Consider the following 19,251-nt stretch of genomic DNA (forward strand, 5'->3'; position numbering starts at 1 on the left):
TCGGACGTCGGCAGCTGGGACGCGCTGCATGCGATCAGCGACAGCGATGCGAACAACAATGCCTGCCGTGGCGATGTCGTGGCGATCGACACCGCCAATTGTCTGGTCCGTGCGGGGGTGGGCAAGAAGGTGGCGCTGGTCGGCGTGTCGGACCTGATCGTCGTTGTCGATGGCGACGACGTCCTGATCCTGCCGCGCGGACGCAGCCAGGAGGTCAAGCGCGTACTGGCGGTGATGAAGGATTGAGGTGTTCTATTGGGCCGATGTCGTGTTCTATCCGGAACCATACGATCAATTCCTCGATCAGTTTAAATGCGTGAAGATCAAAGTTCTGAATTTTTCGTGGCGGGCGAGGAGCAGTGATGTCTCATTTTCAGGGGCGATGGACAGATCAACTTGGCTTGGGCGAGCTCGATCTTAATCCTCCTAAGGATCGCCGCGGCATCCTGGTTGTGGCGGCGGTCGGATTAATCGCACTGGTACTGCTCGGCCCCGTTATGACGAATGCTGCGCTCACGCTCACGGGTGAGGGTAATTTACTTCGGCAGGTTCTTTATCTAACCGTTGCCGGACTGGCAGTTTATGCCGTTTGGCCGCAAGCGGACCGCTATAGTCTCATTGCAATTTCGACGCCGGTCGCGCTCGCGCTTGGCTGGTCTTGGGCGACCACAATTTGGGCCTTGAATTTTGATGCTAGTATACGGCGAGTATTTCTAACCACTCTTGTTGCTTGGACCGTATTTTGCATTGTTCGGCATCTCGGTTATAGGTTGACATGTGATGTTTTGCGATGGTCGCTATTCGTAGGAATAGTTATCGGGTTCATTGTGGTGTTTATTGATCCGGAGACTGGCGTCCATTTGTACCAGGAGGCGAAAGGATCAACTGCGATACAAGGGAACTGGCGAGGCATCTTCGACCACAAGAACTTTGCCGGTGCGGCGGCTGCGATCTGCATTCTGATGTTTCTGTTTGACAGTCGGCACATCAAACCGCTGGTGCGGGTGGGCGTGATCGTGCTGGCGAGCTATTTTCTCTATCGCACCCAGTCCAAGACTTCGGCGGGGATGATTGTGCTGGCCTCGATCGCTGGTTTTATCTTTGCGACCGTGAGCGTTCGGCTGCGGGCCTATCTGATCCCGTTCATCGTCGTGTTCGGAGCCTTTGTATGGACCTGGGTAAGTGCCTATTCCGATGCAATCTCGGAAGGTTTTCTGAACCCGACCTCCTTTACCGGCCGCGGGCATATTTGGTCGGTGCTCGCGAGCTACGCGATGGAGCATCCCTGGACCGGTGCCGGGTTCGGGTCATTTTGGAACGTGGGTTCGGAAAGTCCTGTGTTCAGCTATGCCACCGGCTGGGTGACTAAGGTCACCGTGGGGCATTCGGGCTATTTCGATCAGCTGGCTGCGGTTGGTTTTCCTGGCCTCATCTTGATGGTCTATGCGCTGATTGTCTGGCCGTTGATCCGACTGCTTGCAAGTTCGAGCATCTCACCGCAGCAGGGTGCGCTAATCTCGACCATGATAATCTTCAGCATGGGGCACAACATCACCGAAAGCGGGTTGTTCGAGCGTGATGTGATTGTCAGCGTGTTTCTCTATTTTGGTGCGGCCTTTGCGCAGGTCACGACGCAGATGAACTGGACTGAGCAGCTTGGCGCGCTTGGTACGGATCCCAAGGCGGCTGGCGATGATGTGATGCGCACCATGCGCAAACGCCGCCGCCGCAAGGCCCCCTGACGCATTTGAATTGCCGGGAAGGGAACGGTGGGGCCTGGCATTGATCTTTATTGGCGGCGCAGATGCTCTGCTGCGACGCGGTCCATCAGATAGCGTGCCGCCGATGGCGTCACATGGCTGTGATCGAAATGCATCGGCGCGCCGTCGGGCATGACGAGGCGGCAGCTGCCCTTGGGGCATTCGAGGTCGATCATCGAGACATAGGTCGCGCCTGCGGCGCGGATTTTTGGGGCGAGGCGCCGGTCGGTCTCGAACCGGTCGGCCCGGCGCAGCCGGTTGGGCAGGGAAGGGTCGGGGCGCTGCTGCGCCTGGACCAGGATCAGCGGCAGGTCATTGTCATATTCGACCGAAGAGCCGAACACGATCACCTTGATGCCGCGCCTGGTGAGCCGCTCTATGGTGTCGATCAGCTGGCCTTCCTCGAAATCGAGCCAGAGTGCCGACAGGACCACCGTGTCTGTGCGGTTTGGGTCGATCGCGGCAAACCCTTGGGCGATGACCGCGCGGCAGCTGCGCAGGCCTCTGGCCTCGATCAGCGGGCGGCAGCCAGCTGCGGTCGCCTGCAGGATATGAGCGTCGGGAAGCGCTTGCCGGAGCGCCTGCGCGTAGTGCGCTGCATGACTGTCGCCCATCAGCAGGATGTTGCGTCTGTTGGGTTCGGGGACGAGGCATTGCGGGTCGAACGGTTTTCCGGTCGGCAGGGTGAAGCAGCGATCGGTGCTGAACTGGGCACGCCCATCCGGTGTCGTGTCCCAGCCCTGAAAGGAAGCGATTTTCGCCAATTGGGGGGGCAAGGGTCGGATGAGGTCGGCGCGATTTGCAATCGTCAGGCCGGTTGCGGCCAGCCCAAGCATCCAGATTACAGCCATCTCGTGCAGGTACAGGTCGGTCCCATCCCGCCAGTGTTTGCGTGTGGGGCGTTCGACCAGCGCATAGCTCAGTGCCGCGGCGCCAAGCGTTGCCGCGACCAACAGGATCGTGTCACTGAGGGTGAAGTCGGTCCCGTGGTTGATCTGGTGGAACGCAATGATCGGACGGTGCCATAGATAGGCGGAGTAGGAGATGAGACCGATCCAGCGAAGCGGCGCGAGGCTCAGGAACCGGGCGGTGGCGCCGGTCTCGCCATAGGCGATCAGGATCGCGGTGGCGAGGGCAGGTGGCAGTGCGAATGGAACCGGAAAAGGCCAGCCACTCCCAATCATGACGACGCTCGCCGCGATCGTCGCGAGCGCTGCTGCACACAGGAGCTGGCGCAGTCGTGGGTTGGCAAGGGTAGGGAAGGCACCGAGCGCGACCAGCGCGCCGAGCGCCAGCTCCCAGATCCGGGCCGGCAGCAGGAAGAAGCCGGCCGATGCATCGGCAAAAGCCAGCCAGCCTCCAGCCGCGAACGAAACGAGCGCGATCGCGCCGATGACCTTGACGAGTTGCTGGCGGGTGAGGCGACGCAGCGCCAGCAGCAGGAGCGGGTAAGCGAGATAGAATTGCTCTTCGACCGCCAGCGACCATGTGTGAATCAGTGGCTTGGAGTCCGAGGCAGCGGCGAAATAGTCCGAGGTGAAGTAGAAGTAGATGTTCGAGCCGAAGATACTGGTCGCAGCCGCGCTGCGTCCGAGGTCACGCAGGGCGTTGGGAAGCAGAACGAAACAGCCGATCGCCAGCGTGATGACCATCATCGCCATCAGTGCGGGCAGGATGCGCACGATGCGGTGGCGATAGAAGCGGATCAGCGAGAAGCGGTCCTGTTCGATGTCGCGGACCAGGATGCCGGTGATCAGATAACCCGAAATCACAAAGAAGATGTCGACGCCGACAAAGCCGCCGCGCAGCTGCTCGACCCCGCAATGAAGCAGCAGGATCGGGAGGATCGCAAGCGCGCGCAGCCCGTCAATATCGCGGCGATAGCCATGGCCGGCTTGCGGTGTCGACACGCGTCCCCCTCGTTTCTGCGCTGAGCCCCGACCTTGCTCTACACGGTGCCCCCCGCGCTGCAAATCGTGTGCAGATGCACATGCATCGCAGCGTAAAAATCATTGAGCAAATTCATGCCGTTATCGGTCTGCAAAATACGTTACTTACCCGTAACAACCATCGTGGATACGTCAGTTTCGCGATAGTGAACGGATCGCATTTCCGATTTGCGACAGTCCGATGACAGCGCCCCTCGACATGAGCGTGTGATCACACCATATTAGTCCAATCCATATCGGATATATTTATGTAAACAAAGCGTTTATACGGTGGAGAGGACAATGTCCGAAGAATCGGTCTTAAATCCGGTTGAGCTCGCAGCCGAGCTGACAATCGCGTGGCTGGGTAATCAGAACAACCGCGTCGATGCGCGTGATGTCCCTATGTTCTTCAAGACAATGCACGAAACGATCCTTGATCTTTCGTCATCTGTTCAGGACGCGGAGCCTGAAAAGGTTCCTGCGGAGGAAGAACATCCCGCAGCGGTTTCTGTGCGTAAATCACTTGCCTCGAAGGATCACATCATTTCGATGATCGATGGCAAGCCCTATCGGACATTGCGTCGCCACTTGTCGACGCATGGCCTGACGCCAGAAGAATATCGCGCGCGTTATAATCTTCGCGCCGATTACCCGATGGTCGCCGAGTCCTATTCGGCGCAGCGCCGCGAAATGGCCAAGAAAATCGGTCTTGGCAGCAAGGGCCGTACTGCCCGCACGCGTCAGCCAAAAACCGGCTCGTAATCAACGCCGCTGGTCGCATGCTCGCGCGGCGGGCTGCGACCTGCGGCAAATATTCAAGTTGTTTTGCTGAATCCACCTCACGCAGTCGTGGCAGCTGCGGCGGAGCTGGAACGGGGCGAGCGCTGGATCGGCGAATCGGCGCGTCAGCCTTGAGGCGGGCATTTTGTGATGCCTGGGCCGTGGCGACGGAGCGCGCCTCTTTGCTCCACCGAACGGCTTGCTACCCTGGTCATCTCGCGCGCGGCTGTCGGCGATCTTCAGGCGCAATGCCCTTCACTGCAGAGATAGAGATAGGGCAGCTGCAGCAGCGCTGGTGCAAGGATGATCACTGCGGTCAGCAGGATGATGGCGCTGCGCCGCCGGTAGAGATGGACCGCTGCGCAGATTGTCCAGAGCAGGATCAGCGCGGCAAGCACCGGCGCTGCCGGCGTGGCGAGCGCCTGAAACAGGGTCGTATGCGACTCGAACTGCCAGTGGACGAGCGCCCCGGCAACGATGACCGCGCCAGTCAGCGCAAGGTCGGTCGGCAGAGTGCTCCAGACCTTTCGCGCATGATTGCGCGGTTGCGATACCGCCGCCTCTGCGTGATCGGCATATGGTTTGATCTGCGGATCCATCATTCCCCACCAGGTCTGCCCGCGATCATGGCGTGCGCAACGTGGCGCGTCCATAGCGGGGCAAGGTCTGCGGTCTGCGCCCGCCGCGCGGCTTCTCTTGGGAGGCGCAGTTGAACGCAGGCCGATTGGCTCACCCAGATCATTCAATTCTGTGCGCTTTATTGAAGCTGCGTCTCGACGTTACTGAATTACGCTGATAAATGGCGGACGCTGCATTGCAGCATCACCAGCGCTTCGGGGGAACGCGTGGACGGGGCTGTCGTGCAAGACCGGTGCGGGAATGAGGGGGCCGGGGCGATGTCCCTGCGCGCCCGCCCGCGCGTCCTGCACATCATCACGCATCTCGACATGGGCGGCGCCGAAGGCGTCGCGATGCAACTCATCGACAGCCTGCGCGGATCTTTCGACTTTTCCCTGTTCGCCGTGCTCGAACAGCGTGCGCTCAGTGCGGTTGGGATCGACATGGCGCAGCGCCTCGATGCGTGGGGCGTGGCGCGTAGCGCGGGTGTCGCCGGGCGGTTCAAGTCAGGCGGCGTCGTGCTTGCTGCGCTCGCGCTCAACCGCACGATCCGCCGCGTGCGGCCCGATATCATCCATGTCCACACCGAAATCCCCGAGCTGACGCTCGCGCTCGCCTGCAGGCTGTCGCGCTATACGCGCAGCATTCCGCTGCTGCGCACCGTCCACAACAGCGAACTGTGGATCGACTGGAACCGCATCGGTTCCTGGGTGACAGAAACGCTTGCCCATGGCGACGCGGTCGCGGTGTCGCGCAGCGCAGCCGATGCCGATTGGGCCATTGCCACCCGGACCGCGCGTCCTCGCGCCGATATCCTTCACAATGGCGTGGCGCCGCCGCCGCCGGTCCAGCCTGTCGGGGCGCGGCGTCGCTTTCAGCTGCTGTTTGCCGGGCGGCTCGTCCATCAAAAGGGCGCGGACCTGCTTCCGGCCATTCTCGAAGCGGCCTGGCGGGCAACCGCGCGGCGCGACGTCATCGTCACCATCGCCGGAACCGGCCCGCTCGAGGCGCGGGTGCGCGCAGGGCTTGCCGACCGGCTTTCGGGCTGGACCGTCCAGTTCGTTCCCCCGATTGAACGCCTGTCGCACCGGCTGGGCGACTATGATGTCGTCCTGTTGCCCTCGCGCTTTGAGGGGTTTGCGCTGCTGCCGCTCGAGGTGCTGATGGCGGGGGTCCCGATCGTCACCACCCGGGCGCCCGGGCTCGATGAGGCGATCCCTGCCGATTATCCCTTCCTCGCCGGATCGCAGGACGTGACAGGTCTTGCTGCCCGGCTCGTCGAGGTGATCGAGGATCCGGCGCACGCGCGTGTGGTCGCTGCAGACTATGGCGCGCTGCTCGCCGAGCGTTTCAGCCCTGCCGCCATGGCGCAGGGCTATGCCGAACGCTATCAGGCACTGGCCGGAGCCGGGCGCGCGTGAAGGTCGCGGTCGGGATCAAGGCGCTCAACGAGGAAGCGCATATCGCTGCGGCGATCGAAAGCGCGCGCGCGGCGCTTGCCCGCGTCGGCGGCGGGCAGATCATCCTCGCCGACAGCGGGTCGTCCGATGCCACCGTCGCGATTGCGCAACGCTATCGCGAGGTCCGGATCGTCCAGCTGTCCGACCCGGCGCTGCGCTCGTGCGGCACCGGCGCGCAGCTCGCCTTCCAGTCGGTCGAGGCGGACTATTTCTACCTGCTCGATGGCGACATGGTGCTGGATGCGGACTTCCTGTGCGAGGGCATCGCCTTTCTCGAGGCGCATCGCGATCATGCCGCGGTCGGAGGGCGGGTACGCGAGGTCAATACTGCAAGCATCGAGTTCGAGCTGCGTGCGCGCAACGACCGGATCAAGGGAAGCGCGGTCGCAGGCGAGGTCGACCGGCTCGATTGCGGGGGGCTTTACCGCGTCGCCGCGGTGCGCGCGGTCGGCCATTTTGCCGACAGCAATCTGCACGCCTTCGAGGAGTTCGAGCTCGGCGCACGGCTGCGCGCGGTAGGCTGGAAGCTCGCGCGCATCGATGCGCCGGGCGTCGATCATCATGGACATGCCACCGGGGGCTACCGGCTGATGCTGCGGCGCCTGCGCTCGGGCTATGCCGGGGGCCCGGGCGAGGTCATTCGTGCCGCCTGGGGCAGGCCGCATTTCCCGCTGGTGCTGCGCGACTTTGCCCAGCTGCGCTACAGCATCGCGGTGATCGGCTGGTGGGTCACCTTGGCGGCGCTGCTTGTGTCGGGATTGTGGGTGGCGGCGGTCGGGATCGCGCTGCTTCCGCTTGGCTTTCTCGTGTGGCGCCGTGCAAGCCTGCGCCTTGGCCTCTATTCGCTCGCGACCTGGAACATGATCGCGCTCGGTTTTCTCCAGGGGCTCGTGCGCCGCCGCCGCGCGCCCGATGTGCCGCTTCCCGCCCGGGATATCAGCAGGGCAGGGGACTGAGCCGGCAATGGCCTATCATGCCAAATTCCTCTGGACCGCCGGCACTTTTGGTCTCTCGGCCGGGCTCAAATTCGGGCTGAACATCGTGCTCGCCTGGCTGCTGGCGCCGGAAATCCTCGGGATCCTGCTGGTCGTCAATGCAGTGCGCCTCGGCATCGAACTGCTGACCGATGTCGGAATCGAGCAGAACATGGTCCATCACCCCGATGGCCTCGACCAGCGGTTCCGCGACACCGCCTGGACGCTGCAGGTGCTGCGCGGGGCGCTGCTCAGCCTTGTCTTTCTTGCCGCTTCACCGGCGCTGTCGGCAGCCTATGCGATCGACCTCAATATCTTCCTGCTGGTCTCGCTCTCGCCGCTGATCAGCGGGCTCCATTCGACTGCCATCTTCATTCTCGTCAAACGCCTCGAGGTGCGTCGGCGCAACCTGTTCGAGCTCATGTGCGAGGCACTGGCCTTCGCGCTCCAGGTCGCGCTTGTCCTGTGGTTGCGCTCGGTCTGGGCGCCGGTTCTTGGACTGCTTGGTGCGGTCGCGATCCGTTCGGCGCTGAGCTATGCGCTGCCGCTCGCGCGCCAGAGGCTGCGCTTCGATCGCGCGATCGTCCTGCGCATCGTCGATTATGGCAAATGGATCGCACTGACCTCGCTCGTCATGTACGCCGCGAGCAATCTCGATCGCCTGTATCTTGGCAAGGTCGCATCGCTCGCGCTGGTCGGCATCTACGGCATTGCGCGCGCCATTGCCGAGCTGCCCACGACGCTGGCGCGGCGGATGAGCTATCAGATCATCTTTCCCGCACTCGCCGGGATGTCGCAGGACGACCGGGCAGACCGGCTCGCCGGGCTCGCGCGGACCCGCCTGCTGTTTGTGGCAGGCGTCTGTGCCGCGCTCGGGTTTGGCGCAGCGATTGGCGATCTGCTCATCGCGCTGGTCTATGATGCGCGCTATGCCGCCGCCGGATGGATGCTCTCGGTGCTGCTGCTGGGCGGCGTGTTCGCAACCCTCTCCAATCTCAACGAGGCGCTGCTGCTTGGCGCGGGCAAGCCACTCTATAGCAGCCTCGCCAATCTGGCGCGTCTTGCCAGCCTTGCCGCATTGCTCCCGCTTGGATTTGCCATTGCCGGCTTTGCCGGCGCGGTGGTGGCGGTCGCGGCCGTCGAGCTGCTCCATTACGGGTTCATCTCGCTCGGGCTGCTGCGCGTGCGTGCGCATTATTTCCGGCATGACGCGCTCGCGTTGCTGCTCGCGGCTTTGGTGTTTTGCGGCATCCTGGCCGGTCGCGACATGCTGGGGTGGGGAAGCGCGCTATCGGGACTATGGAGAGCCATGCCATGACGCGGCTGCTGATCGTCCACTATGCCGGTGACTATCGCGAGGCCGATCGACTGCGCCGCGCCGAAGGCCGCGAGATCTATTATGGCCATGGCTATGTGCTCGACTCGCTCGAACAGATGCGCGCCGCGCATGGCGAGGTCGGATTCCTGTGCAGCCTTGCGCCTGCCCATTGGGAGCAGCTTCCCAATGGGGTGACCGTGATCGGCGCCAACGCCAATCCCGATCGCAATCCGGCCGCGGTGATCGCCCTGATCGAGCGCTTTGCGCCCACTCACCTCATCGTCAACGGGCCGATGCTTCCGCTGATCCGCTGGGGCCTTGCCAACCGCGTCCGGCTTGGCGTCGTGCTCGCCGACTCCTTTGCCAATCCCTATTATCGCTGGATCCGCTTTCGCGCCCTGCCGCGCCTGCTCAACGATCCGCGCGTGAGCCTTGTCGCCAATCATGGGGTCAATGCGGCGCGCGCGCTGGTCAAGCTCGGCGTCGCTGCCGACAAGGTCATGGCGTGGGATTTCCCGCATCCGCGCACCCCGTTCCAGTATCCGGTCAAGTCGAACAGGGGCCCTGCACCCCATAATCTCATCTATGTCGGCTCGATCAGCGCCAAGAAGGGAGTTGGTGACCTCATCCGGGCGGTCGAGCTGCTCGATGGCCGGCGCGACGTTCGCCTCAAAATCGTCGGGGTCGGACAAACCGACCGGTTTGCCCGGCTGACTCAGCGGCTCGGCCTGGCCGATCGCGTGACATTCCTCGGTCTTGTTCCCAACAATGCCATACCGGCCATGATGCACCAGGCCGATGCGGTGATCGTTCCGAGCCGGCACAGCTTCCCCGAGGGATTGCCCCTGACCCTGTATGAGGGTCTGGCCTCGCGCACCCCGGTCATCGCCTCGGATCATCCGATGTTCGAAGGCCATCTCGTCGATGGCCGCAGTGCGATCATCTTCCGGGCCGGCCAGCCCCTCGACCTTGCCGACGCGATCGACCGCCTGTTTGTCGATGCCGCGCTCTATGCGCGGGTCTCGGCCGGCGCTGAAGCCGCCTGGCAGCGCATGCAGGTGCCGCTCAAATGGGGCGAGATGATCGACCGCTGGGTCTACGACCAGCCTTCCGATCGCGACTGGCTTGCCGGGCACACGCTCGCCGCCTCGGGCGTGACGCCATGACGCGCGCGCCGGTCCAGCAAGGAGCGATCCAGTTCGCCGCGACGCACAGCGCCGCCGGCGGTATCCGCGAATTGTGGGACGATCTCGCGCTCGGCCTTGCGCGCACGGGCACACCCTGTACGCGATTTGTGCTGTATCCTCCCGCCGACCCGGTCGCCGAAACGGTCGATTTTGACGCCTGGCAGCATATCGTCGAACAAAAGCCCGACACGCTGTCGGGCTGGCGCGCGATGTTTACTGGCCTGGTTCGCCACCTGCGCGCGACGCAGCCGCGCGCGGTCGTGACATCGATGCCGGCCTGCAACGTGATCGTGCCGGTCGCCGTCACCGCAGCACGGGTTTCGACCCGTGTGTTCATCACCCATCATTCGCCGGCCGCGACCCACAATCCAAAGCTCGACCGCCTTGATTCCTGGACCGGTCGTCTCGCCTGCGTCGAAGCGATCGTCTCGGTGTCCGACGCCGTGGCGGCAAGCCTTGCCCACAAGCCGGCAGCCTATCGTGCAAAGAGCCGGACGATCCGCAACGCATTGCCAGAAGCCGTGGAGGCGGCGATCGACCGGTTGCGCAAGCCGCGCCCGGACGGCGCGCCGCCGGTGCGGATCGTCGCGCTTGGCCGGCTCACCGCGCAGAAAAACTATCCCCAGCTGATCGATGCGATGGCGCTGGTCGAGGGCGCCGAACTCGAGATCATCGGCGGCGGCGAGGACGAGGCCGTGCTGCGTACGCGCGCGGCGATGCGCTGCCCCTCGGGAGAGATCTTCTTTTCTGGTCACCTCCCGCGCGAACGGGCCCTTGCCATTGCCGCCGCTGCCGACATCTTCGTGCAGATCAGCCTGTATGAAGGACACAGTCTCGCCTTGATCGAGGCCGCCAGGCTCGGGCTGCCGCTCGTGGTCTCCGACGTGCCGGAACAGGTCGAGGCGATCACCGCGCAGGACGGCACGCGTTGCGGCATCGTGGTGCCGCTTGGCGACCCTCAGGCGCTTGCCCGCGAGCTGAATGCACTGGCAGCCGATCCCTGGGCGCGCACCGCCTGGTCGACCCTCGCGCTGCGTATCGCCGAGGAAGCCTCCAATGCGGCCATGATCGCGCGCTATGCAGGCTTGCTCGGTCTGGCCCAGGACCGCTAGCAGGGCTTATGCGCTCACGCCTCTCCGCCTTGCCCGCAACGGCTGCACCGATGCCCCGCAGCGCGATCGCCGGTGCAATGCCGTCGCGGATCGACGAAGCCCCTGCACATCGGCGGCAGCGTACGGTTTGCCTTGCTGCCCTGTGGGGGTTTCTGGCGGTGGTGCTGATCGGAACCTCGCCATTTGAGGAATGGGCCTTTTCCGGGGCGATCGGGGCGGGCGATTTGCTCAACCAGCTGATCTATCTGGTGCTGTTTGCCTTGCTGCTGTTCGGCACTGGCCGTCTCAGCAGGCGTGGCCTGCTTCCGATCCCGCTGGGCCTGTGCCTGGTCCTTGGCTATTGCGCGATCTCGATCCTGTGGGCCGTCGATCCGCTGATCTCGGCGCGGCGCCTCGCGCTTGCCGGCCTGACCGTGTGGATCTGTTTTCGCCTGACGCTCGCGCTCGGCCCTGAGCGGCTGCTGCGCACCCTGCGCATCGCCCTGATCGGGTTGCTGGTCATCAACTTTCTGGTCGTGTTTCTCACCCCCTATGGGGTCCACCCGGAGGTGTTCGGCGATGAATCGCTCGTCGCCGGCAACTGGCGCGGGATCATTCCCCACAAGAATATCGCCGGCGCCGCCTGCGCCTTCACCATCCTCCTGATGGTGTTCGACAATCGCCAGTTCTCAAGGCTCGTCTCGGCCGTGGTGATCGTCGGTGCGCTGGTCTTTCTCTACTACAGCCAGGCCAAGACCTCGCAGGGGATCCTCGTGCTGGCGCTTGCGCTGGGCTGGCTTGCCCGCGGCTACAGCCCAAATTTCCGGGGCATCTTCGCGCTGCTTCTCGTGATCCTGGTCGGTCTTGGGATCCAGCTCCTGTCGGTCAACAGCGCGCTGGTGCGCGACATGCTGAACGATCCCGCCATGCTCACCGGACGAACCGCGATCTGGCCGCTGCTGCTTGAATATATCGCCGAACGGCCGTTCACCGGCGCTGGCTTTGGTTCATTCTGGCAGATTGGCGATGCCAGTCCGATCTGGTGGCTGACCTCGGGCTGGGTCGCACGCTTTGCCGCCCATGGCCATAATGGCTATCTCGACCTTGCCGCGACGATCGGATTGCCAGGGATGGCGCTGGCGGTGGCCGCGCTGCTGCTCTGGCCGGGCCTGCGCCTGATGCTCAGCTTCGGGATCGGCGCGAAACGCCGCGCGCTGCTGCTGGCGCTGCTCACCTTCTGCGCTGGACATAACCTGACCGAATCCTCGCTGCTCAACGGTGCCGCCGTGGTCCAGGTGTTCCTGCTCTTCACGATCGCGATCATCTATTTCCACTCCGACGCCAGCGAGGGCGCGCATCAGCGAATCGCCGCCCGTGCGCGGCGTATTCTCGGACTTGGCCGCACACGGGGCGTCTCGCCTCCAGCTGCAGCCCGCGTCGGTACGCAGACCTCGCGCGTTGTGCGTCAGCAACCGGTGTCGCGTGACGCGTAGCGAGGCCTTGTCCGAGGTGCGCTTTGGCGCCTATTTCTCGGCGGGCTCGCCGCTCCATGGTGGTGAGACCGCTGCCTGTTCGATCGGTCGGGGAGAAGAGTGATCCAGGATCGACACGCCCCGCCCTCGGACGCGCGTTCGCTCGACCCGCCGTCGCCTGTCCCCGGACCGGGCACAGACGCGCTGCGCGACGAGCAGGCGATCCCGACACTCACCGTCGGTGGAATCAGGCTTGCACGGCTCAGCCGCGCAGAGCTGGCGCGCTGCATGGCGGGCGATGTCGCGCGCGCGCGCGCAGGACGCATGGAGCGGCCCCGCATCGTCACCTCGGCAAATGGCAGTGTCGTAGCAGCCTATCATCGCGATCGTTCGTTTCGCGCGGCGATCGATGCCGCCGATATCGTCGATGCCGATGGCATGCCGATCGTGTTTGCGAGCCGCCTGTTCTGTCGTCGGCCCCTCGAGGAGCGCACCTCGACCACCGATTTTCTGCTCGATGCCGCACAGATCGCCGCGCGCGACGGCATCCGGTTCTTCTTCCTCGGCGCACGGCCCGGCGTTGCAGCCCGCGCCGCCGAGCATCTGCGCTGCCGCTTTCCCGGCCTGAAGGTCGTGGGGACGCGGCACGGATTTTTCAGCGCGGACGAGCTCCCGGCCATCATCGAGCGGATCAGGGCGGCGCAGACCGATGTGCTGTGGATCGGCATGGGCAGTCCACGCCAGGAGGAAATCGCGGTACAGGCAGCCCCGCTTCTTGCAGGGGTTGGCTGGGTCAGGACCTGTGGCGGCCTGTTCGACCATTATGGCGGCGGGGTCTCGCGCGCACCCGAGTGGATGCAGCGGCTCGGCCTCGAATGGCTGTATCGCGCCGCGCGCGAGCCCTTGCGGCTTGGCTGGCGATATCTCGTGACCAATCCGGTCGCGGTCTATTATCTGCTGCGACGAACCCATGACTAGACGGCATCCAGGGGAAACAGCGTGGAAGGTGCGACGAACAAACGGACGCGACGCGACGTGCGCTACGCCGATTTTGTCGGAAAGCCCGCGCGCTCGCGCCGCTGGATTCTTTTCTCAGTGATCGCCGCCGGCCTGGTTGCCGCTTCCGGCGCGGTCGCTGCCTTCATGCTGCTCGGCAGCCCCTTTCCAGGCGAGCGCCCGAAAGCTCCGCCCGCTCTGTCCGCTGTCGGGGCCCCGGTGAAGGGCGAAGCCTATCAGTGGAAGCGCGTCGCGATCGGCGGCGGTGGCATGATCTCGGGGCTTTCGATCTCACCGGGGGCAGAGACCTTCGTCGCGCGCGCCGATGTCTATGGCGCCTTTATCTGGGATGCGCAGGCCAATCGCTGGGCGCAGCTCGTGACCGAGGCGGCGATGCCGGCCATCTTCCGTGCGCAGAACGGGATCGCCGATGGCGTCTACGAGATTGTCGTCGCGCCCTCGCGCCCCAACCGCATCTACATGGCGGTCAAGGGGCGGGTGTTCCGCTCGGATGATCGCGGTCGGAGCTTTGTCCTTGCCGGTGCGTCCAATCCGTTTCCGTTCCGCTGGGACGCCAACAGCGAATATCGCCTGCACGGACCATTCATGGCGGTCGATCCGGCTGATCCCGACCTGGTGCTCCTTGGCACACCTGCCAACGGGCTGTGGCGCTCGCAGGATGCCGGTGCCACCTGGGCGCGGGTTGCATCGGTCCCGACCAGCAAGGACCGCAAGGACGCGCCCGATATCCAGGCGCCCGGAACGATGCTGTGGTACGAGCAGCCCGCCGGTGGCAAGCCGACCGGGCGCATCTTCGCGCTGGCTTCGGGGAGCGGCATGTATGTCTCGCGCGACCGTGGGCTGACCTTCACGCCGCTCGCATCGGGCGCGCAGCCAATGACGCTGCAGCGCGGTGGCTTTGACCGGCGCGGCAGCTTTTTCGGGGTCGACGATGCGACGCGCTCGATCTGGTCGTTCAAGGACGGGCGCTGGCGGGACCTGACCAGCGAGCTTGGTCTTGCCGCGCGCGATTATGCCGCGATCGCCGCCAATCCGCGCGCCGATCAGATCTTCATCTTCGATCGCGGTGGTGCTGGCTACACCTCGGTCGATGGCGGCGAACGCTGGATGACCGTCTCGCATTCGGCCTCGGTCGGGGCAGGGGACCCGCCTTGGCTGCGGGTCGCCGATCAGCCCTTTTTCACCACTGCCGACATCCGCTTCGACCCGGTCCGCGCGAACCGGCTCTGGGTGGCTTCGGGGGTCGGCGTCTTCCACGCCGATGTCGAACCCGGCTCGACCGGCGTTGAATGGGTCAGCCAGACCCGCGGGATCGAGGAACTCGTCGCCAATGACGTGATCCATCCGCCAGGCGGCGCGCCGCTATTTGCCGGCTGGGACTTTGGCATCCATGTAAAGCCCGACCTTGCGGCCTATTCGACGACCTTTGCGCCGGGCGAACGCTCGCTGATGTCGGTCCAGCAGCTCGACTGGACCCCGGCAAAACCGGGCGTGATCGTCACCAATGCGTCCGATGCCCGCATGGGATGCTGCTCTGAAGACGGCAATGCGGTGATGGCAGGGGTGAGCACCAATGGCGGCGCGGACTGGCGCAAATTTGCGGCGCTTCCGACTCCGCCTGGCACCAAGGACGATGATCCCTGGCGGATGTCGTTCGGCACGATCGCCGTCTCGTCCAGCGACGCCGCCAATATCGTGTGGGCACCTGCCTTCAACCGGCAGCCCTATTACACGATGGACAGCGGGCGCAGCTGGAAGCCGGTCATTCTCGAGGGGGCGACCGGTGATACCCCCGGATCCTTCGCTGCCTTCTATTATCAGCGCAAGACGCTTGCCGCAGACAAGAGCGCGCCTGCGACCTTCTATCTCTATCACAGTGGCGAGGCCCCCAATGGGGCGCTGGTCGGGCTATGGCGAACCCGCGATGGCGGCGCGAGCTGGATACGCGTGTTTGCAGGCGAGATCGCACCCTCCAGCAACATGGCTGCCAAATTGCGCTCGGTGCCCGGCCATGCCGGCCATCTCTTCTTCACCTCCGCCTTCGAACATGTCTCGGACACGGGGCTGCGCCGCAGCAGCGATGGCGGCGCGACCTGGCGGCTGGTCCCCGATGTCACCCGGGTCGACGATATCGCCTTTGGCAAGGCGGCACCGGGCGCGTCCTATCCTGCCATTTACATTTCGGGCCAGGTCGGCGGCGAATATGGCATCTGGCGTTCGGTCAACAATGGGAGTGCCTGGCACCGGCTCGCCGAGTTCCCGGTCGGAACCCTCGACCAGGTTACCGTGATCGGGGCCGATCCCGACATATTTGGCCGGGTCTATCTGGGCTATAAGGGATCGGGCTGGATCTGGGGCGAACCGGCTCCGTGCAAGCCGGCCGCCTATGCAGCGCTTGCCGACACCCACTGCGCCGCGGTGCGCTGATACCGCGATGGAACCGGCGGCAGCGAGCGGCGCGCGTATCCTGTGGATCGACATCGCCCGCGGCCTCGGCATCCTCCTGGTGGTTGCCGGCCATGTCGAGCGCGGGCTTGTCAGCGCAGGCGTTGCGACCGCGTCGGCCTGGGCCGGTATCGACCTTGCAATCTACAGCTTCCACATGGCGCTGTTCATGCTGCTGGCGGGGCTCAACGTGCCGCGCACGTTTCGCCGGGGGCGGGGCCCCTTTCTGATCGGCAAGGTCAGGAGCGTCTATCACCCCTATCTGGTCTGGTCCGCGATCCAGGGTGGCCTGCTGTTGCTCGTGTCGGGCGCGGCGAACAGCGCGGCGAGCTGGAGCGATCTCGTCCAGATCCCGTGGCGCCCGATCATGCAGTTCTGGTTCCTCTATGTGCTGATGGCCTATCTGCTCCTGGTCACGCTGACGGGCATGCAGCGCTGGCTGCTCATCCTGCTGGGGGTGGCAGCGATCGCTGCCAATATGAGCCTTGAATCGCTCAGCCTGCTCAATCGCCTGCTTTTCTATCTTCCATTCTTCATCGCGGGCGCGCTGCTCGGTGAGCATCTGGATTCCGTGCGGCGACCCGCGCTGATCTCGCTTGGTATCTTAACTGCGCTATGGGCTGCAGCGCTTGCGCTGGTGATGCCGCGCGATCCGCTCGCGCATCTTGGGCTGGCGGCCTTGCCCTGCGCGGTCCTTGGTACCCTCGCCATTCTGGGCCTTGCGCACCATGTCGAGGGGAGGGCGGCATTGCTGCTCGCCTGGATCGGCCAGCGTTCGCTGTCGATCTTCGTGATGCATATCCTGGCCAGTGCGGCGACCCGGATCGCACTTCTCAAATTCGTGCCGGATGCTCCCGAGCTGCTCTATTTTGCAGCTGGCATGACCGCAGGCGTCCTGCTGCCCTGCCTTGCCCTTGGAATTGCACACCGGGCAGGAATCGCGGCCTGGCTCGGCCTTGAGAAACGGTCCGCGGGGGCCCTGCGGTGACCCCCGCGGTGGACGGGCGCGGATGCGGTTGAAACGCGTCCGTCCAGTTCAAGCCTGCTGATAATAGCCCGAATATTGCTTCGAATAGTAATAATAGGCGCCGACCGACTGCGAGCTCGTATCGACCATCGTGAAGATGGTGCCGACGAGGTTCGCGCCGTCGCTCTTGAGCCAGCCCGCCGCCGAGCTGACCGCGTGCTTGGGGGTCGAATCCCATTTGACGATCAGCACCACCGCGTCGGCGAGCGCTGCCAGGAACCGGCCATCGGCCAGCCCGACCAGCGGCGGCAGATCGAGGATGATCGCGTCATAATTGGCGGACAATTCCTCGAGCAGCGAGGGCATGAGATCGTTGCCGAACAGATTCTCGGAGGTGAAGTAGGATTCCCGCACGAGGATCTGATCGAGATTGTCGATCCCGCTGCTGTGGATCACATCCTTGGCCTGCGCCTTGCCCTGGAGCAGTTCGACGAGCCCCGGATGCTTGCCATCGGTGTCGGTGATCCGGCCGAGCAGCGCGCGGCGCACATCGGCATCGATGATCAGCGTGCGATCGCCATTGAGCGCCATCGTGCGCGCCAGCGCCAGTGCCGTCGTCGTCTTGCCCTCGCTCGGCAGCGCCGAGGTCACCGCGATGATCTTGGGGCGGTCGGTATTGCGCACGCCGATGATCGAGGCGCGCGCGTTGCGAAGCGCCTCGGCGAACTGCGAGGTCGGCTTCTTGATGAGCAGGTCTGCCGGCCGCGGCTCGTTCTTGACGTGCGGAATAGCCGCGATGAGCGGCGCACCGACTTCGGCCTCGGCCTCCTCGATCGAGCGCAGACCCGACACCATCAGTTCCTGGGTGATGATCACGGCCGACCCAAGCCCAAGGCCTGCGAGCAGCGACAGAAGGAAGAGAAGTGGCTTGTTGGGCGAGCTCGGCGCGGCCGCCGGCTTGGCGCTGTCGATGATCTCGGCCTGTGCGATCGAATTCTGCGCTGCCTGGCGCGATTCGAGTGCGAGCTGGGACATCTTCTCATAGGCCTGGTGCTTGCCGTCGGCGTCGCGCTGGAGGCTTGCCGCGATCACCGATGCGCGCGCGATCTCGGCCTGCTTCTGCTCAAGGCCACGCATGCTTGCTCGCATGCTTTCCGCGCGCGCTTCGGCCGCCTCTGCGTCCGCAGCAAGGCTGCGAATGACGCGATTGGCCTCGATGCGCAGCTGCTCGTCGACTGCCCCAAGCTGCTGGCGGACCTTCACGAAATCGGGGTGGCGCTCGCCATAGCGGCCGCCGACGTCCTCAAGCGTCTGGAGAAGGACTGCGCGCTGCTGGCGCAGGCTCTGAATGGTCGCAGATTCGCGCACGTCCGACACCGCTTCAAGCTGCTTGCTTGCAACCAGCCTGCGCGCCGAGATTTCCTTGGCGCGCGCTTCTGCGGCGATCGATTCGGCGCTGGCCATCTGCAGCGAGAGCGGCGCGATCTGCTGATCGACAATCGTCCCCTGCTGGTTTGACGATCCGCGCACGATCCCGGCCCGTGCCTGATATTCGGCGACCTTCTCGTCAGCAATGCGCACTTCGGCCGCGAGCTCAGCCTGCCGCTTCTGATACCATTGCGACTGACGCTCGGCGGTACCGATTTTGGTTCCGACCTTGCTGTCGAGATAGGCGGTGGCAAAGGCATTCGAGATCTTGGCGGCCTTGTTCGCATCGGTCGAGCTGAACCGGATCGCGATGATATAGGTCAGCCGGTCGCGCCCAGCGTTGAGCTTCGAATTGACGTTGCGGGTCACCACTTCGAGCTTTTGCGTCGGGGTGAGCGGCGCTTCGCCTTCCTGGGCCGGGCCACCGCCAAATTCGGGGTCGTTGATCAGGTTGAGTTTCTGCACGACCGCGCGCGACATTTCGGGCGAGTTGATCCGCGCGACCTCGGTCTCGATCGCTTCGGTCGCAAGCTGCGCCTGAACTTCACCGCGCTCACGCGCGAGCGGGTTGCGGCTCGGGTCGATCTGGACCCGTGTCAGCCCCTGATAGGTCGGCGTGATGCTGAGGGTCGCAAGGACGCCAAGCGCGAACACGCCTGCAGTCACTGCGGTGAGCATGATGATGCGCCGCCGCACCACGTCGCGCACGGTGCGGATCAAATCGCCGAGGCGGGCCTCATATGTCCCCGTATTTACGACCTTCATGCCAGCATCATTCCCTTGTCAAAACCCACCCGCACCCC

14 protein-coding genes and 1 pseudogene are annotated in these 19,251 nt (G+C 64.4%); 12 read left to right on the forward strand and 3 right to left on the reverse strand.

Annotated elements, in window-relative coordinates:
• Positions 1-246: pseudogene (locus K9B35_RS00005) on the forward strand (mannose-1-phosphate guanyltransferase); the annotation flags it as partial.
• A 116-nt stretch (positions 247-362) separates the two neighbouring features.
• The gene (locus tag K9B35_RS00010; protein ID WP_224919758.1) at positions 363-1,742 is read left to right on the forward strand and encodes an O-antigen ligase family protein; all 1,380 of its coding nucleotides are present in this window, start codon (positions 363-365) and stop codon (positions 1,740-1,742) included.
• Positions 1,743-1,789: 47 nt separating this feature from the next.
• Here the strand turns inward: K9B35_RS00010 and K9B35_RS00015 are convergent, their stop codons facing one another.
• Positions 1,790-3,670, reverse strand: a complete 1,881-nt coding sequence (locus K9B35_RS00015; protein WP_224919759.1) for an acyltransferase family protein — start codon at positions 3,668-3,670, stop codon at positions 1,790-1,792.
• 321 nt (positions 3,671-3,991) lie between these two features.
• On the opposite strand from K9B35_RS00015, the gene K9B35_RS00020 reads away from it, so the two are divergent.
• On the forward strand, positions 3,992-4,453 hold the full coding sequence (locus K9B35_RS00020) for a MucR family transcriptional regulator (protein WP_224919760.1): 462 nt from the start codon (positions 3,992-3,994) through the stop codon (positions 4,451-4,453).
• Between the two features lie 257 nt (positions 4,454-4,710).
• Here the strand turns inward: K9B35_RS00020 and K9B35_RS00025 are convergent, their stop codons facing one another.
• On the reverse strand, positions 4,711-5,070 hold the full coding sequence (locus K9B35_RS00025; RefSeq protein WP_224919761.1) for a hypothetical protein: 360 nt from the start codon (positions 5,068-5,070) through the stop codon (positions 4,711-4,713).
• A gap of 297 nt (positions 5,071-5,367) precedes the next feature.
• On the opposite strand from K9B35_RS00025, the gene K9B35_RS00030 reads away from it, so the two are divergent.
• From K9B35_RS00030 to K9B35_RS00070, 9 genes are all read left to right on the forward strand, one after another.
• Positions 5,368-6,510, forward strand: coding sequence for a glycosyltransferase family 4 protein (locus tag K9B35_RS00030; protein WP_224919762.1), 1,143 nt, complete (start codon positions 5,368-5,370; stop codon positions 6,508-6,510).
• Positions 6,507-7,505: a glycosyltransferase gene (locus tag K9B35_RS00035; RefSeq protein ID WP_224919763.1), complete on the forward strand. Its 999-nt coding sequence runs from the start codon at positions 6,507-6,509 to the stop codon at positions 7,503-7,505. The genes K9B35_RS00030 and K9B35_RS00035 overlap by 4 nt, the downstream gene beginning before the upstream one ends.
• A 7-nt stretch (positions 7,506-7,512) precedes the next feature.
• On the forward strand, positions 7,513-8,841 hold the full coding sequence (locus tag K9B35_RS00040) for an oligosaccharide flippase family protein (RefSeq protein ID WP_224919764.1): 1,329 nt from the start codon (positions 7,513-7,515) through the stop codon (positions 8,839-8,841).
• Positions 8,838-10,007 carry a glycosyltransferase family 4 protein gene (locus K9B35_RS00045; RefSeq protein WP_224919765.1) on the forward strand — a complete coding sequence of 390 codons (1,170 nt, stop codon included), beginning with the start codon at positions 8,838-8,840 and terminating at the stop codon, positions 10,005-10,007. Before K9B35_RS00040 ends, K9B35_RS00045 begins: the two co-directional genes overlap by 4 nt.
• Before the next feature lie 71 nt (positions 10,008-10,078).
• Positions 10,079-11,140, forward strand: coding sequence for a glycosyltransferase family 4 protein (locus K9B35_RS00050; protein ID WP_224919766.1), 1,062 nt, complete (start codon positions 10,079-10,081; stop codon positions 11,138-11,140).
• A gap of 8 nt (positions 11,141-11,148) precedes the next feature.
• Positions 11,149-12,612 (forward strand): O-antigen ligase family protein, encoded by a 1,464-nt coding sequence (locus K9B35_RS00055; RefSeq protein ID WP_224919767.1) that lies wholly within the window; start codon positions 11,149-11,151, stop codon positions 12,610-12,612.
• A gap of 99 nt (positions 12,613-12,711) precedes the next feature.
• Positions 12,712-13,569, forward strand: a complete 858-nt coding sequence (locus K9B35_RS00060) for a WecB/TagA/CpsF family glycosyltransferase (protein ID WP_224919768.1) — start codon at positions 12,712-12,714, stop codon at positions 13,567-13,569.
• A gap of 57 nt (positions 13,570-13,626) precedes the next feature.
• Positions 13,627-16,035 (forward strand): WD40/YVTN/BNR-like repeat-containing protein, encoded by a 2,409-nt coding sequence (locus K9B35_RS00065; RefSeq protein WP_224919769.1) that lies wholly within the window; start codon positions 13,627-13,629, stop codon positions 16,033-16,035.
• A gap of 7 nt (positions 16,036-16,042) precedes the next feature.
• A complete protein-coding gene (locus tag K9B35_RS00070; protein ID WP_224919770.1) occupies positions 16,043-17,041 on the forward strand; it encodes an acyltransferase family protein in 999 nt (332 codons plus the stop codon).
• A gap of 48 nt (positions 17,042-17,089) precedes the next feature.
• Here the strand turns inward: K9B35_RS00070 and K9B35_RS00075 are convergent, their stop codons facing one another.
• Positions 17,090-19,213: a GumC family protein gene (locus K9B35_RS00075; RefSeq protein WP_224919771.1), complete on the reverse strand. Its 2,124-nt coding sequence runs from the start codon at positions 19,211-19,213 to the stop codon at positions 17,090-17,092.
• Between the last annotated feature and the right edge of the window lie 38 nt (positions 19,214-19,251).

This window comes from Sphingomonas sp. R647 (genome assembly GCF_020177055.1).
Taxonomy (GTDB): Bacteria; Pseudomonadota; Alphaproteobacteria; order Sphingomonadales; family Sphingomonadaceae; genus Sphingomonas.